Source organism: Photobacterium sanguinicancri, assembly GCF_024346675.1.
GTDB lineage: Bacteria > Pseudomonadota > Gammaproteobacteria > Enterobacterales > Vibrionaceae > Photobacterium > Photobacterium sanguinicancri.
Genome location: NZ_AP024851.1, coordinates 1,355,436 through 1,371,554, shown reverse-complemented (window position 1 = coordinate 1,371,554; position 16,119 = coordinate 1,355,436). Strand labels below are relative to the sequence as shown.

14 protein-coding genes are annotated in these 16,119 nt (G+C 44.1%); 10 read left to right on the top strand and 4 right to left on the bottom strand.

Annotated elements, in window-relative coordinates; translation table 11 throughout:
* Window positions 1–89: 89 nt before the first annotated feature.
* Window positions 90–1,100 carry a S66 family peptidase gene (locus tag OCU87_RS23115; RefSeq protein ID WP_261858634.1) on the bottom strand — a complete coding sequence of 337 codons (1,011 nt, stop codon included), beginning with the start codon at window positions 1,098–1,100 and terminating at the stop codon, window positions 90–92.
* 218 nt (window positions 1,101–1,318) lie between these two features.
* On the opposite strand from OCU87_RS23115, the gene OCU87_RS23110 reads away from it, so the two are divergent.
* From OCU87_RS23110 to OCU87_RS23065, 10 genes are all read left to right on the top strand, one after another.
* Window positions 1,319–1,942, top strand: coding sequence for an HD domain-containing protein (locus OCU87_RS23110; RefSeq protein ID WP_261858633.1), 624 nt, complete (start codon window positions 1,319–1,321; stop codon window positions 1,940–1,942).
* Between the two features lie 40 nt (window positions 1,943–1,982).
* Complete coding sequence (locus OCU87_RS23105; protein WP_261858632.1) at window positions 1,983–2,615, top strand: ABC transporter ATP-binding protein; 633 nt, start codon at window positions 1,983–1,985, stop codon at window positions 2,613–2,615.
* Entirely contained in the window at window positions 2,608–3,378 is a 771-nt protein-coding gene (locus OCU87_RS23100; protein WP_261858631.1) for an ABC transporter permease, read from the top strand. Before OCU87_RS23105 ends, OCU87_RS23100 begins: the two co-directional genes overlap by 8 nt.
* 133 nt (window positions 3,379–3,511) lie before the next feature.
* Complete coding sequence (locus OCU87_RS23095) at window positions 3,512–4,408, top strand: LysR substrate-binding domain-containing protein (RefSeq protein WP_261858630.1); 897 nt, start codon at window positions 3,512–3,514, stop codon at window positions 4,406–4,408.
* A gap of 135 nt (window positions 4,409–4,543) precedes the next feature.
* Window positions 4,544–5,428 (top strand): carbohydrate ABC transporter permease, encoded by an 885-nt coding sequence (locus tag OCU87_RS23090; RefSeq protein WP_062692471.1) that lies wholly within the window; start codon window positions 4,544–4,546, stop codon window positions 5,426–5,428.
* A 10-nt stretch (window positions 5,429–5,438) separates the two neighbouring features.
* Window positions 5,439–6,407 (top strand): carbohydrate ABC transporter permease, encoded by a 969-nt coding sequence (locus OCU87_RS23085; protein WP_241149074.1) that lies wholly within the window; start codon window positions 5,439–5,441, stop codon window positions 6,405–6,407.
* A 7-nt stretch (window positions 6,408–6,414) separates the two neighbouring features.
* Window positions 6,415–7,683 (top strand): extracellular solute-binding protein, encoded by a 1,269-nt coding sequence (locus tag OCU87_RS23080; RefSeq protein WP_315972501.1) that lies wholly within the window; start codon window positions 6,415–6,417, stop codon window positions 7,681–7,683.
* Between the two features lie 98 nt (window positions 7,684–7,781).
* Window positions 7,782–9,299 (top strand): CehA/McbA family metallohydrolase, encoded by a 1,518-nt coding sequence (locus OCU87_RS23075; protein ID WP_261858628.1) that lies wholly within the window; start codon window positions 7,782–7,784, stop codon window positions 9,297–9,299.
* A gap of 72 nt (window positions 9,300–9,371) precedes the next feature.
* Window positions 9,372–10,115 carry an HAD family hydrolase gene (locus tag OCU87_RS23070; RefSeq protein ID WP_261858627.1) on the top strand — a complete coding sequence of 248 codons (744 nt, stop codon included), beginning with the start codon at window positions 9,372–9,374 and terminating at the stop codon, window positions 10,113–10,115.
* Window positions 10,116–10,119: 4 nt separating this feature from the next.
* Window positions 10,120–11,256 (top strand): ABC transporter ATP-binding protein, encoded by a 1,137-nt coding sequence (locus OCU87_RS23065; protein ID WP_062692474.1) that lies wholly within the window; start codon window positions 10,120–10,122, stop codon window positions 11,254–11,256.
* A gap of 90 nt (window positions 11,257–11,346) precedes the next feature.
* On the opposite strand, the gene OCU87_RS23060 is transcribed toward OCU87_RS23065, so the two are convergent.
* The 3 genes from OCU87_RS23060 to OCU87_RS23050 all read right to left on the bottom strand — a co-directional run bounded on the left by OCU87_RS23060 (window position 11,347) and on the right by OCU87_RS23050 (window position 16,118).
* Window positions 11,347–11,841 (bottom strand): transcription elongation factor, encoded by a 495-nt coding sequence (locus tag OCU87_RS23060; protein WP_062692476.1) that lies wholly within the window; start codon window positions 11,839–11,841, stop codon window positions 11,347–11,349.
* 196 nt (window positions 11,842–12,037) lie between these two features.
* The gene (locus OCU87_RS23055; RefSeq protein WP_261858626.1) at window positions 12,038–13,516 is read right to left on the bottom strand and encodes an Ig-like domain-containing protein; all 1,479 of its coding nucleotides are present in this window, start codon (window positions 13,514–13,516) and stop codon (window positions 12,038–12,040) included.
* 412 nt (window positions 13,517–13,928) lie between these two features.
* Window positions 13,929–16,118 (bottom strand): type I secretion system permease/ATPase, encoded by a 2,190-nt coding sequence (locus OCU87_RS23050; RefSeq protein WP_261858625.1) that lies wholly within the window; start codon window positions 16,116–16,118, stop codon window positions 13,929–13,931.
* Window position 16,119 lies beyond the last annotated feature (1 nt).

Sequence of the window (16,119 nt, the reverse complement as noted above, 5' to 3'; positions counted from 1 at the left end):
CGTACTGCTTAACGGGTATAAGAACGGAAAATAACAACACAAAGTCGCTGCTTAGGGCGACTTTGTGTTTAAGTTGAGAGGGTGCCTAGTTAACTCTGCGCCAACCAAGGTTCGATGATATCAACGGTATGCTGATCAAAGTCGATCTTTATCGTGCAACCGATCGGCATGGTTAACATGGGATGAGTATGACAGCAGTCAAACCCATTAATAATCGGCATTGGCTGGCCATTTAATACTTCACGGTAGACATCAATGGGCTGTCGCCCTGTACTCTGGTCTTTAAATAATTCATGTTTACCTAAAATGATGGCACTAACACGGTCAAATACACCTGCAATTTTTAATTGTGCGGTTGTACGTTCAAGTGTCGCGATATCAGAGAGAGAGTCTTCCACTAATAATATGTCACCATGCTGGATTTCTGGCATATACGGAGTGCCCTGAATCGCCATCATGGTATTTTGATTGCCGCCAATCAAGCGCCCACTGTAGATCCCTTCTCCCTGAAATTCACAGGTGTTTGCTGCCACGGACTTTGGCGCTGTTTGAGTTTCCCAGTTGATATAAGCTTCACTCCAGAATGCGGGCAAGCTGTAGCGATAAGGCAGTGATTGTGGTTGAGTGATAGCGGCAAAGGATGTGAATGTATGGTCAACCAATGGTGCTAGTTCGCCAAATGACGCGACCAATGCAGGACCATAGAAGGTAATAATGCCAGTTTTTTGATAAATACCCAGCAGTAATGCTGTCATATCGGAATAGCCAATGATGATTTTAGGATCAGCAATCAGTGCATCGTAATCGATATAAGGCAAGAGCGAATTACTGTTCATACCGCCAATGGTGGACATAATACAGCGTACATCGGGATCGCGAATTAATGCGTTAAGTTCATCGGCTCGCTGTTGAATTGAGCCCGAGCGATAATGGTCACTTTCCCCAGTTAATGTGCCAGCTTTAAGGTGATAACCCTGCTGGAGAAGAAATTGTTTTGCCCTTTCAAATCTTGTGGGAGCAAAAAAAGTTGCGGGCGATGAGGGAGAAAAAAAGCCAATGGTATCACCTTGCTTTAGTGGCTGCGGTCGTCGTACTTCCATATACACCTCAATGCGTTAATCACTGTTTCGATTATATTTAACCTAATAGATTTATGACCATATAGTTTTATATTCACGATGCCAATGGCAATTGAGAGAATAGAGGTGAATGTCACTTATGTTGCATATCTTTGTATGTATCATTCTGAAAATGAATGGAAAAATAGGGGACGGATGGTGTATTTGATACTATGCCCTTAAGGCCAAGGAGAACCTTTATGTTAGCAATAGAAAAACACTGTTTAGCGTTACTAGAAAATAGTATTGCGACAGATGCAGCTCATAATAAAGCGCATATATTTCGCGTAGTCAAAACAGCCAAGCACTTGTGTAATATCGAGCAAGCTGACCCCAATATTGTTATCCCTGCAGCATGGTTACATGATTGTATTACGGTACCTAAAAATCACCCTGATAGATCGAAGAGTTCCGTTATGGCTGCCGATCATGCTCTCATCTTACTGGCTAAGTGGCAGTACCCCGAACAGTATTATTCGGCCATTCATCATGCCATTGCGACGCACAGCTTTAGTGCTAATATTCCCCCTGAAACATTAGAGGCGAAAATTGTACAAGATGCTGACCGCTTAGATGCTTTGGGCGCGATAGGTGTGAGTCGATGCTTACAAATTAGCGGCGTATTGGGATCGACACTGTACAGCGATGATGATCCATTTTGTGAACAACGCACGCCAAACGATAAGTCGTTTACGGTGGATCATTTTTACACCAAATTGTTCCGTATCGCCGAGACGTTACATACCCAAGCCGCAAAAGATGAAGCACAACAGCGCGTGACATTTATGCGTGATTACCTGACTCAATTACAGCGTGAAATCTAACTAATTTACTTGAATATACAGACGGCATGAGTGGACAGGAATGGTAACGGATCAGCTAGATATTCAGCACCTCACATCGGGCTTTGAATCTGCAGATGTAGAGCCGCTGCATCAAACATTATCGGCTTATGAACACTTGGCTATTTCAGGGCCATCGGGTTGCGGTAAAAGCAGTTTATTACAAATATTAGCGGGATTAGCACCGCCCAAACAGGGCGCGATCAGCTGGCAAGGTGATGCTATTACACCACAGCGGTTCCCCCTGTGGCGACGTGACATTTGTTATCTCCCGCAGCAACCTGTCATGGGGGGCGATACGATCGAACACGTGTTGCAATTACCTTGGCACTTACAAGCTATGTCGTCAGCCACTCCTAGCGAAGTCGAATGCAAAGAGGCGCTTATTCAGCTTGGTTTGCACCATAGCCTTGATAAGCCAGTGGCTGCATTATCGGGGGGAGAAAAGCAACGTCTAGGCTTTGCTCGTGCATTACTAATGAAAAGAGCCATTTGGTTATTGGATGAACCGACATCAGCGTTAGACGCACAAAGTCGCGATAAGGTTATTGCCCTCTTATCTGCAACGCAGGCCATTAAAATTTCGGTTTCACATGATCCTCATTGGTTAGCCAGTTGCGATTTTGTTCATCAAATGGAGAGCAGGGATGAATGATACGGTTGTGATCAGTTTGTGGGGAATGGCGGCTTTTTACCTGTTGCTACTTATACCGATCGCGTTGTTTGCGCGATGGCAGCTTGGATTAACACGCAGTATTGTCACCGCAGTTTTACGTATGACGCTGCAGCTGGCAGTGGTTGGTATTTACTTACAGACCTTGTTTGATTTCCAAAATCCGCTGCTTAACTTAGCTTGGTTAACCATCATGGCAGGCGTTGCTGGCGTGAGTATTTGCCAACGTGCTGAATTGCCATTAAAAAGAGTACTCCCCGCAGTGCTAACAGGGCAAGCCGTTGCATTAGTTGTGGTGCTGCCCATGCTTTTAGTCATGGCGATTCAACTCTCGCCATGGTGGCAGGCACAGTATCTTATTCCCGTTGCGGGCATGTTGCTTGGTAACTGCTTGGCAGCCAATGTGCTTGCTCTTGAGCGTTGGCATAGCAGCTTGAAAAGCCGATTAAATGAATATCAGTATTATTTATCATTAGGGGCGCCTCAGCCTGCACAACCTTTCGTTAAAGAAGCGATTAAAACGGCATTAGCGCCGCAGTTAGCGTCAATGACCACCTTGGGTATTGTGAGCTTACCAGGCATGATGACAGGTCAGATCCTTGGCGGTACCGAGCCACTATTAGCCGTGAAATACCAACTGGTTATTATGGTCGCGATTTTTCTTGCCGCAGTTTTCTCTGTGGCGACCACCTTGTCATTGGTAAATAAATACGCCTTTAACCGCTATGGACAGTTGATAATTTAATATTTCTCTAAATGTAAGCGGCTAAGTTAGACTTGCCGTTTACATTTTCTCGCTGTCATCTCCCTGACTTAATTTAGTCATCTCCCTGTCAACTCTCTGAATTACATTGCTCTTTTTCTGAGAGGGCAAAGGTATGCTGCCTCCACTTAAATCACTCGTCGCTTTTGAAGCCGTGGCTCGATTAGGATCAATCGGAGCGGCTGCGCGTGAATTGCATGTCACGCAAGCCGCGGTGAGCCTTCAGCTGAAAAGCCTCGAACAATTTCTAGGGGCGACCTTGTGCCACAGAAGCCAACGTGGCGTGACCTTGACCCATGAAGCACAGCAGTATTTGCCTGTTGTGACTGGCACACTCCAGCACTTAAAAGTACAAACTCAATTTTTGTTTGGTGAGCAACAAGCTGATGTGTTGCGGGTGAAGGTGAATCACTCTATTGGTCACAATTGGCTGCTGCCCAAGTTAACTGATTTTGCTCAGAAGCATCCTTTCATTCGCCTTGATCTTTCCTTGGTTGATTGGCCATCACAGTTGCCTTGTCAGGAAGCCGATGTGGAGATAACCAATGGTTTTACCGAATGTGGTAACACTCGTGCTGAGCGCTTATTTCAAGAAAACTGGTTAATGGTGTGTAGCCCTGAATTTAAACGAAAGCACATCGAAGAATTAGCGACCGCGCAGTTACAACACTTGCCCGCGATTCAAGTGAAAGGGTACGAAGAAAGCTGGATTCAGTGGCTTAATCATAATCAGTATGTACTTCATCCTCCTTCGGTTCAGCTTGAAATAACCAACTCACTTCATGGTTTACAAGCTGCGAAATATGGTTTGGGTATTTTGCTTGTGCGCTCTTTTGTTGCCAAAGAATGGTTAGAAAGTGGTGATGTCGTTATTGCTGTGGAAGGGGCGATGCCATCGGAATCTGCACATTACCTAATAACCAATAAGCAGCGAACAGCAAAAGTGAATTTCTTTTGTGATTGGTTGCACCAGCAATATAGCGAGCTAACCCCGCCAGCGTGCAAGCGATAGCTTTTCTTAGGTTAGATGACAAGGGCCATAAGTTTTTCTTGGGGCTGTGTTTGGAAAAAGTGATGTGTATGCAAATACCGCTGTCACAGACTGAATATAAGCTGATCCTGTCTTGAATAATAAGTGACAACAACAATGAACCTGAATCTACAAAAGTGGCAAAACAGCAGCAAAGTTCTGTTTTTTATTGCTCCTTTAATGATCCCATTAATTACATTTTGGCTAGTTCCTTTTGGCTGGAGTGTTTATATCAGCTTTACTGACTGGGATTACATTTCGCCTGATTATTATTTTGTTGGGTTGGAAAATTACCAGTACATGCTTGAAGACGGTGATTTCATTCAAGCGATGCAAAATACTTTTATATTTGCGCTGGGTGTTGTTATTCCCACTGTCATGATCGGTTTAGTCTTTGCGTTATTACTTCATAACAATTTTAAAGGCAGTCAATTTTATCGTGCGGTTATCTTCTCGCCTTGGATCACCCCAACGGTTGCGATTTCTATTGTTTGGTCTTGGGTATTTGAATCCAAATCGGGTCTGGTGAATTTACTGCTCGATAAAGTCGGTATTGCCCCTATTCCATGGCTAGAAAGTGGTGATACCGCGATGTTTGCAGTAATGGTCGTGACTGTGTGGCAAGCGGTGGGCTGGACCATGCTGTTTTATATCAGTGCGCTCAATAAAATCCCTACCTCTTTGTATGAAGCGTCATTAATTGATGGCTGTAGTCCGTGGACACGTTTTTACAAAATCACCTTACCACTGATATCACCGACCACTTTCTTCTTGGTGATCGTCAATATGATCACCGCGATTCAAGCGTTTGATCAGTTCCAAATATTAACTCAAGGTGGCCCAAGTGGCAGTACGCGTACTCTGTTGTATCTCTTTTATCAGCAGGCATTTGAGCAATACGATATGGGTCCTGCAGCGGCAACGTCTCTCATTATCTTACTGATCACAGGTGCATTAACCATTGCCAATACTGTGATGGGTAAACGCTGGGTGTATTACTAAGGATTAACCAATGAGCACTATGGATACGCTGGCTATCCCAGCAAAGAATACACACAAGGTTGTTATCAATGATGCGTCCCGCAAGCAGGGCATTAATACAGCCAAACCTGTAAAAGCGAACAGTACGACTCAGCGAGATCGAGTGCTTGAACGTGGTTTTAAGAATACGTTGAAACATGGCTTCTTGCTGATGTCAGGCTTATTAATGGTCTTTCCATTTATTTGGATGTTATCAGGTTCGTTGAAATCAAATGATGAGATTTTTGCTAATCCATTAATGATTATTCCTAGCACCTTTAATTGGCAAAGTTTTGTCGATGCTTTTAATAGTGCGCCGTTTGGCTTGTACATCATTAACAGTTTTAGCGTGGCTTTGTTTACCACTTTGTTAGTGATTATTAATTCAGCCATGTTTGCTTACGCCATAACGCAGCTGAAATTTAAATCTAAAACCTTTTTATATTTTGTGGTGATGGGCTGTTACATGCTGCCAGGGGCGGTGACTTACATTCCTTCTTATATCACTTTGGCACGATTTGGTTTATTGGATTCGCACATGGGTTTGATTTTGTCTAATGCGGCCAGTGTATTCGGGGTGTTTTATTTACGTCAGGTTTTTTTGAAAATTCACCCATCGTTAATCGAAGCCGCGCGTATTGATGGCGCGGGTGAGTTGAAAATTCTTTGGAAGATCATTCTCCCTCAGTGTAAAGCCGCCTTGGCGACCTTATTTCTGATCACTTTCATTACTAACTACAACAGTTATATGTGGCCGAGCTTGGTGATCACCTCACAAGAGCTGAACCTTATCGCCACAGGTATACGTCAATTTTTTATCGCAGAAGGTAACTATGGCCTGAATTGGTCACAGATTATGGCAGCCAGCACGATTGCTGTCTTACCCCTGCTTGTGTTGTTCATCTTATGTCAGAAAACGATTCTAACGGGAATCACCAACGATAACGGTGTTAAAGAGTAATATGGATATGAAACTAAAAACCTTAGCAGTTATATGTTCGTCATTGGCTTTCACAGGTAACGTGTTGGCGAAAACAGAAGTAGATTTTTGGTATTCAGGTGGCGTGAAGCCCCAAAAAATGATGACCAAACTGATTGATGAGTTTAATGCGAGCCAAGATGAGTACCAGATCAAAGGTGCGCTTCAAGGTAACTACGCCGAAACTTATCAGAAGTTGCAAGCGGGTATGGCCTCGCGTACTGCACCTGAGTTTGTATTGCTAAAAGCCGAGCAAGCCTCTGCCATGTCAAAGCGTAACTTAGTGCGTGATATGTCGGTGTACATGGACGATGCTTTTAACTTTAATGACTTTCTAGGTGCTTTCCGTCAGCAAGTGACCAAAACTAATGGTGAGGTTTATGGCCTACCTGCGTACGGTACAACACAGGTGTTCTACTACAACAAGCAGGTGTTAGCGGAGCATGGCTTTACGGCTGATGATCTAAAAACCTGGCAAGGCGTGGCGAAAGTATCGAAAGCGGTACGTAAAACCGATGTGAACGGCAACGTTTCATTTTACGGTTGGGAGCCGATGTGGGGCAAAGATAACCTCATTGATGCCGCCTTCTCTAACGGCGCCAAAGTGCTAAGCGATGATGGCAAGACAGTCATGGTCGACTCGAAAGAGTGGGTCGAGGTGTGGGACGGTTTCCGTCAATGGATCCACGATGATGATGTGATGCGTATTCACCACGGTGGCCAAGGTTGGGAATACTGGTACAAGACTATTGACGATGTCATGAAAAACCGAGCATTGGGCTACACAGGTTCATCGGGTGACCAAGGTGATCTCGACTTCACCCGTTTAGCGGCAACGACACAGCCAGGTTGGGGGGCGAACCCTTCCAAGCCTCAAGCGGCGGCACAGATCTTCGTGATGCCGACAGGGACAGATAACAAAGCGGCGCAAGGTGCATTTGAGTTTATGCGCTTTTACACCAACGCCAAGAATACAGCGCGTTGGTCAATGTTTACGGGTTATATCCCTGTTCGTAAGAGCGTAGAAGACGTCGAAGAATACCAAGCTTATACCAAAGAAAACCCTCACGCGCTTATTCCATTGCAGCAAGCGGGCTTTGCACAAATGAATTTCTTTGACCCAACCAACGGTAAGATCATGGATGCGCTAGCGATTGCGGCAGACCAAGTACAAATCGAAAATATTCCTGCGGAAAAAGCCCTGAAACAAGCGGCGAAACGCGCCCAGCGTGCGTTAGACCGTGCTAATCGTTCGTAACTAACAACTGTAGTTAACAACTCAGCAATAACATACTCAGGTACGCCTTGAATTTGGCGTACTTGGGTTAATTTGTACGAGTGAGATTGAGAAACAAGATGTTGAAATTGAATGGTGAACTAACCTTTGGTCACCGAAAGTTAGTGATTGATGTGCCTGAGAATACTCAAGCGATGACCTTATCGGGTACAACAGTCAAAAAAGGCTTTATGTACGCGTATTTGTTTGATGCGAACCAGCGTTTACGCGGCTGTCAGTTATGGCAAAAAGCGCCAAAGCATTTAACACTCACAACGCACAAGGCGTCACTCGGTGGTATTGTCGGTGAGCTGCCAGCAGGTGAATGGCAACTCCATATTTATAATCTAGAAGGTGAAGAAAGAACGCCTAAAGCCATGCAGTACCGGTGTGAAGTCGAATGCGAAGTAGAGTGCGAAGTGGAATGTGAAGGAGCTTTCGAGCCGCAACCTGAGCCGAATGATTTGATGGGGCTAGAATCGTTAACACCCTCGTTAACGGCGGACAATATCATTGCGTTTGATTACAGCAAGGTGAAACGAATGGAGTCGGCTTGGTATAGCGGGGACTTGCATGCCCATACCTGTTTATCTGATGGTCATAATAGCCTTGCTGCTGCGACGGAGATCATTAAGCAGCAAGGGCTCGATTTCTTCTTTTTGACTGAACATAACATCTGCCATCCACAGCTACCTGATCTTGACGAAGTGCTGATGTTACCCGCCGTAGAAGTCACGACAGATAAAGGCCATTTCAATGTGCATGGGCCTAAGCGCGGTCTTGATATGCGTGATGCTGATTATTCAAGTGCAGCCTTGATCCAGCAAGGGCTTAGCTTAATGGATGATGAGCAAAAAGCGGGCGGAGCACAAGGTTCAATAAGCATTAATCACCCCATGATGAAGCCGTGGCATTGGCACTATAACGACATGGAGCTGGCAAAGGTGAATACCCTTGAAGTCTGCTGTGACCCTACATGGGCAACTTCTCCCCAAGCGACGGAAGAAGCGTTAACCGTGTTAAGCGCCATGTGGAATGCTGGTCATCGGATTGCGGGAGTGGGGGGGAGCGACGCACATTTAGCACCGCACGAACGTAATCCCCAAGCACACGAGCCTTCGTTATATGGTGATCCAACGACCTATGTGTATGCGCATGGCCTAAGCGGAGAAAGTATTCTGGCAGGGCTTCGTGCAGGGCAAGTCTATGTTGAACGAGGCTGTGGATTGGCGTTTGAGATCAATCAGGGAGACATGCTACCCGGTCAAGCCATTACTAGCCCTATAGTGACATACCGCTTGTCGGTTGAGGATGAGTTCCATGACTATTTCGTTGAGCTAATCGCGGATGGCAAGGTCGTTGGTAGTTACCCACTGAAAGCCCATTGTGATGGTGTTACTGAGTTTAGTCTTGATATGACAGATCATGCTTGGCTTCGCCTTGATATCCGCCGTGCGGGCCGACAGCAAAATGATAGGGAATTTATTGGTTTAATTAACCCTGTTTTCAATCCTTCTTTCCCTCAGTTTTCAAACCCGACCTTAGCAACATGGGGTGAGTTGGTAGACACATTGAATATCCAGAATTTAAAAAAATAGAATTCAAAAAAGCATAACCCCTAAAAACATGACTCCTAAAAACATCACCCCTAAAAACATGATTCAAAATAAATGGACCGTAAAGTAATGGATATTAAAGGCTTATTGTTTGATAAAGATGGCACCTTATTAGAGTTTCATCAAATGTGGCTGAAGGTGTCTCAAGGCGTTGTTACTGCACTTTCGCACCGTTACTGCACTGAAATGCAGAGGCATTTACTGACGGAAGATCACCTATTAGAAGCGATTGGGATCCACGGCGAATATGTGGATAACCATGGTTTATTGGCCGCAAACCCTGTCGAAGATACAGCGGAGGCTTGGTTTAAAATGCTTACACCAAGCTGTGAGTTGGCAGTTTTTACCGCTCAAGTTAAAGCGCTTTTCAATCAACAGGTTGAAGATAATCCATCTTTGATTCAACCATTGCCAGGGGTTAAAGACACCCTCATTAAACTGAAACAAAAAGGTTTTAGACTCGGCATAGCAACGGCAGATACCAAAGACTCAACGATTTATAGCTTAGAGAAAGCAGGGTTGATTGATTTGTTTGATTACCTCGGTTATTCAGATGGCGATATAGCCCCTAAGCCTGCCCCTGCATTGTTGCAAGGCTTTTGTGAACGTTGCGATTTAACGCCTGCTCAAGTGGTGATGTTTGGTGACACCGTTTCTGATATGGCGTTTGGCTTGAATGCGGGCGCAGGGAAAGTCGGTGTATTGACCGGCACTGCAACGCAGGATGAACTAGCCCCTCACGCCGACTTCATCTTGGCCTCAGTGGCTGATTTTGAACCTGAATGTTTAGCGAGATAAAGCAATGGCTGAAGTAGTACTTCGACAAGTAGAAAAAGTGTATCCCAACGGATTTAAAGCGGTACAAGGTGTGGATTTGACTATCAAAGAAGGTGAGTTCATGGTCTTTGTTGGTCCGTCTGGCTGCGCCAAGTCAACCACGTTACGCATGATAGCGGGCTTGGAAGAGGTGTCGGGTGGCGATATCTATATTGGTGACAAACGGGTGAATGATTTACCGCCGAAAGATCGTGGTATTTCTATGGTGTTCCAAAACTATGCCTTGTATCCACACATGAGTGTGTACGAAAACATGGCGTTTGGGCTACGTCAGCAAAAGTTGGATCAGCATAAGATAGATCGTCGCATTCGTGATGCTGCAGAAACATTAGAAATTAGCCACTTATTAGCGTCTAAACCTGGCGAGATGTCGGGTGGACAGCGTCAGCGTGTGGCGCTGGGCCGTGCTATGGTGCGCAAACCTGATGTGTTCTTGTTTGATGAACCTTTGTCTAATTTGGATGCCAAGTTACGAGTGTCGACCCGTGTCAGTATTGCTCAATTACATAATGAGCTGAAAGACGAAGGGCAAAATGCGACCATGATTTACGTGACGCACGATCAGGTTGAAGCCATGACATTGGGCGATCGCATTTGCGTACTGAATCAAGGGCAGATCATGCAAGTTGACACACCGATGAACTTGTATCAGCGTCCAGCTAATAAGTTTGTCGCTGGCTTTATAGGCTCACCAGCGATGAACTTAATTAAAGCGATGGTAGTGTTTGAAGATGGACAGTATTTCGTTGTGACTAACAGCGGATCTCGATTCTTATTACCTGTAGAAAAAGCACGCCAAGTGGCAAATAAAGTAGGACAAGAAGTGTGGTTTGGTTTGCGTCCTGAGCACATCAGTATGGTTGATCTTGAGCCGCCAACGCCAACACTGCAAGACATCGAAATGTCACTTATTAATGTGGTTGAGTCGATGGGAAATGAAGTGTATTTGTATTTTAGTGTGGGGGATGACCAACTCATCGCCCGCGTGTCTTACCAAGCTGACCAAGCCATTCAGCACGGTGATATCAAACCGCTGCATTTTGATATGTCGCATTGTCATTTGTTTGATATTGAAACCGAAGTGTCATTGCTGGTGGATTAGCGAGGCGTTCATCAAAACAGGCAGCAAGGTGGCTGGTTTCAGCGGCCTTGCTGGAAGTGGGGTGTGTTAGAGCAATGTAAGAGGTTTTGTTTAGTATAAAGCGATAATATCGAAAAATGTCTTTTTACCACCAATCACTAATTCGACCTCATCATCAACTTTTCGGTTAAGTAGCTCTTGTCCTAACGGTGAACTTGGAGTCACAACAGTGATTTCAATATTCTCGCTAGAGGTGCTCATCTGTAACTTTAAACCACCAGCGCCGGGACCAAAGAAAACCCATTTAGTATGATCGTTTTCGTCAACGAGTTCGACCAAACTTCCTAAAATCACCTGTTGTAAGGTACGTGGATTGCTATGATCAAGTGCTTTAAAGGCTTGAATGTCTGCAGCACATTCAGCAACACGTTGTGATTGCCCATGGGCAAGGTATGCCGCTTCTAGCGATAGCGTATCGTATTCATTCTCAGGGGCATTTTCTTCATTAGTCGCCGTTTCATGGGCGCGTTTAGCTGCATCCAATGCTGTTTGGTGAGTGATAGTCAGCTGTGTAATTATCTGTTCTAGCAGCGCGTATTTGTTCATTGTTTGACCCTGAAAAAGTGAGCGGAGAATTATAGCAATAGCGGGATCGGGAGGGTAGCAAAACAGTCGTGAATGCACTCGTTTACGGTCTGAATTCACTGTCTGGCATAGAGATATGATTAAAATTATAGTCCGAATTTATGAGATAAATTCGGACTTGGATATGCATTAGTTAGAATGATTACCGTGCTCTAAACTAATTAGATACTGTTACTTTTAAAGGATCGCTGTTTACATGGTCTTGTACGCTGGTTGCGATAATGGTTGCAGTACCTGCTTGATGAGCAGTTAAAATTGTATGATCATTTAAAAATGAGAGGCTTAGAATCTCAGGGTTAGAAGATCTATAATTAATATAATCAGCATAACCCGTTGAGTTATCACTGTACGTTGCTACTGATTTTAATAACAGTTGTTTTTCTTGATCAGCTTTCATTTTTATTGGTGCATGAGCGATTGTCAGATCAGTAATTACAGCCCGTGTTACTGTAATTGGCACCGCTTTTGCGCTTGTAACACCACCAAGTATAGCGCTCACTTCGGTATTACCTTCTTTGGCACCATGGACCTTATCCTGATTATCAACCCAAACAACGAGAGGTATTCCCTTATTATTGGCATCACTCATACTCCATTGTACGAGCTGGGTAATGTCATATTTTTTCCCGTCGCTATAGGTACCCGTAGCCTTAAGTTGAGCATTATTCCCTTTGATGAGTCTTGCAATATAAGGCGGTGAGATTTCAATATCTGTTAAAATGGCACCACTGACTGTAATATTAACCGGTTTACTTAGTAAGGTGCCCCATTTTGCTTCTACGCTCGTATTACCGGGTTTTAATCCTTTAAGTAATAACTGCTCTGTATTTTTCACTATGGTGTCATCTTGAGATATCCAAGTAATCGCTTGGCTAATATCTCGTGTTGAACCGTCACCAAAATGCGCTGTGACTTTTAATGCTATAGTTTGACCACTAATAATAGTTTCAGAGTTTGAATTTAAAGTGATACTTTTGGCTTCGGCGCTTGTGACATGTGCCAAGATTGAACGACTTTCGATACCTTCAATCGTAGCAGTGATATCTGCGTATCCTGGGCTAACCGCACTTAGTACACCATCTTTCGAAATGGTTGCGACATTAGTGTCATACGAGTTCCATGTCACTGAAGAGGTAACATCTTGCGAGGTCTCGTCACTGTATGAGGCCGTAGCTGTTAAATGCTCACGGGTACCTTTGGGGAATGTGGCAATAAGTGGTGTGACATGCACGTCCGTCACCGCAGCTTCACTCACGGCAACGTCTAACGTATTGCTTGTGATGCCCTTTAATGACGCTGAAACTTTAAATGAACCCTTATTTAAGCCGTTCAGGTAGCCAGAACCTACATTGTAAGCAGTATATAGATTGTTAACATTCCAATCGACACTAGAGTCTATATTTTGATTGGTGCCATCAGAATAATATCCGATAGCTACGAATTTCATTGTTGTGCCTTTATGAAAGCTGAGCGCTGAAATGCCTTTAACAATCGTGTTAGTTGGTGCTATCTGAATACTCGTTAATGATGGTTCTGATGACGGTCCATCACTAGAGCTTCCTGAATTACACCCAAACAATAGAAGTGTGCATGTTAAGCTAACTATAACGGTAAGCTTTTTGAGATAATTTGTCATTTATAACCCTGTATTAATTTATTTAATTTCCATATTATTTTATTAGATTTTATAAAGCATGATTATCACGCACTAAGTATATTTAGAGTTAAGTTACATATTAGTCATAGTGTTTATAAAATATTTATATATGGTTAGTATTGACCTGCCAAAATAATAATTAATCCTATTTGGATTTTCTTTTCGTTAAAGTTAATAAACGATACATTTTAATGCTACTAATGACAAGTGTGTTAATTTCTATTTGCATCCGTTTGAATGTGTATATAAGGATGATTCCATTCAAGTGGTAATTATAAATGTATATGAAAATTATAGTCTTATAACGTATTTTATAGTGTTATAAAAACATAATTAACAAGCGCAAGAATAAATGCATTTTATTTATATCAAGAAATATAAGTTTCCATTATTACGCTTTCTTTGCTGGGCGAGTCTTTATATTGGTGGCGTTCATAGTGTGGGAGCCTGCAGTAAAGGCCAGTCCCTCTTTGAGTTGCTTTAGTACTTGTTTTTTCTCACCATCTGCGATTAATTGTCCTTGCTCTAAAATAATAATGCGATCGACCACATCAAGCATGCTGGTTTTATGGGTGATTAAAATGAGTGTCTCGTGATCTTGAAGGTTAGCGAGTTGTGCTTTGATGCCACTTTCGGAGCGGTTATCCATGCTGCTGGTGGGTTCATCCATCAATAGCACAGGTGGTTCGCCTAACAAGGCGCGAGCGATGGTAATGGCTTGGCGTTGTCCACCTGATAACGCATTACCGCCTTCACCCACTTGTTTTTCCAGCCCAGCACTGTCGTTCTGACTAAACTGGGTCACCCCCGCACGCTGCGCTGCACGCAAAATATCACTGTCACTTGCAAGTGGTCGACCTAAGGTGATGTTGTCGCGAATCGAGCCGAAAAACAGTAAGTTTTCTTGGGGGACGCAGCCGATGTTTTTTCTGACATCAATATGATGGAGTTGGTTTATGTCAGTATCGTCTATAAGTACAGAACCTTCTTGCGCTTGATACAGCCCCATAATTAAACGTTCGATGGTGGTTTTTCCTGATCCAATCCGACCGATTATTGCCACTTTTTCCCCGGGGTTTATAGTGAAACTCACGTTACGCAATGCGGGTTGTGCCGTTTTAGTTTCCTCTGTCGCACTGTTATTGGGGTAAGCAAAACTGACATTATCAAAGGCGATTTTACCTTGTAATACAGGGCGGTGGATGTAGCGTTTATCATTATCTTGTTCCGAAGGCATTGCCATTAACTGCTCTAAAATGGTCATGGCTGATTTGGCTTGGTTATAACGAGTCGAGAGTAATGACAGCTGTACTAAAGGGCCGACAGCACGGCTACTTAACATCGTCGCGGCAATTAATCCGCCCATGGTTAATTGTCCTGCAGCAATCAGGTAGACCCCAAAAACGATCATGGCCACCGAGACAAACTGTTGTAAGAACCCAGCACTGTTTTGGACCGAATCGGTAAGCCGACGAGACTTAATACCCCAATTTGCCAAGTGTGCGACCGCTTCTTCCCAGCGGTATTGAAACTGATGCTGTGCGCCAAATAATTTAACGGTTTCTAAGCCATGCAGGCTTTCAATTAAATTGGCGTGTTTTTGCGAAGCTAAGCGAGAACCTTCTTCGATGCTCTCTTTGAGTGGTTTTTGGATGAGCCAGCTGTATAGCGCTAATAGAATGACCGCCGCCAGAGGTACATAAGCGAGAGGCCCTGCGACTAGGGCAATCACTAGTAGAAAAAGGAGTGCAAAGGGGAGGTCGATCAAGGTTGAAACCGTGGCTGAAGTGAAGAACTCTCTGATGGATTCAAATTCTTGTAGATGGCGAGCAAAGGCCCCCACTGAGGGGGGGCGAGCTTCCATTTTGATACCGAGCACCTTGCTAAAAATTTTAGCGGACAGCAATAAGTCCGACTTCTTACCTGCGATGTCGATAAAGAAGCTGCGCATGAGTTTCAAAACAAGATCGAAGATGAAGATGATTGCCATGCCACTGGCCAGTACCCAAAGTGAATCGAATGCTAAATTAGGTACAACTTTGTCGTAAACCAAACGCGTAAAAAGGGGAGTTGCGATAGCAAAAATGTTTATCAATATCGAAGCTATTAATACGTCACGGTAGATGGATCTCGATTCCCATAAAGTACTCCAAAACCAATGCCCTTTACGTGTTTTTAATAACTCAGGTGAGCGCTCATCGTAGCGAAACTGTTTTTTGATCAGGAAAAGCTGACCACTGTAATTGGTGCTCAGTGAATCAAGCGAGACGGTTTGTGGTTCAAGCTGCAGATGTGGGTGAACAATATCGGCTTCTTGGGTATCAGTGTTAATGCTGAGTAAGACACAGGCATCATTGTGGTTAAGCACTAAGATCACGGGTAATAATAAGGGCGAGAGAGCGTCCAGTGACACTTGGTTTAGCTTGGCGTGAAGCCCGCCTTGTTCAGCGGCTCGTGGCAATAAATGGGGGCTAAGCCAGCCATCGTTGAGCGGTAAACCTGCGATTAAGGCATCAGGTGAATTGCCTTGACCGTAATAGCGGCAAAGGTAGGTTAGGCTATGAAGCAGAGGATCTTTCATT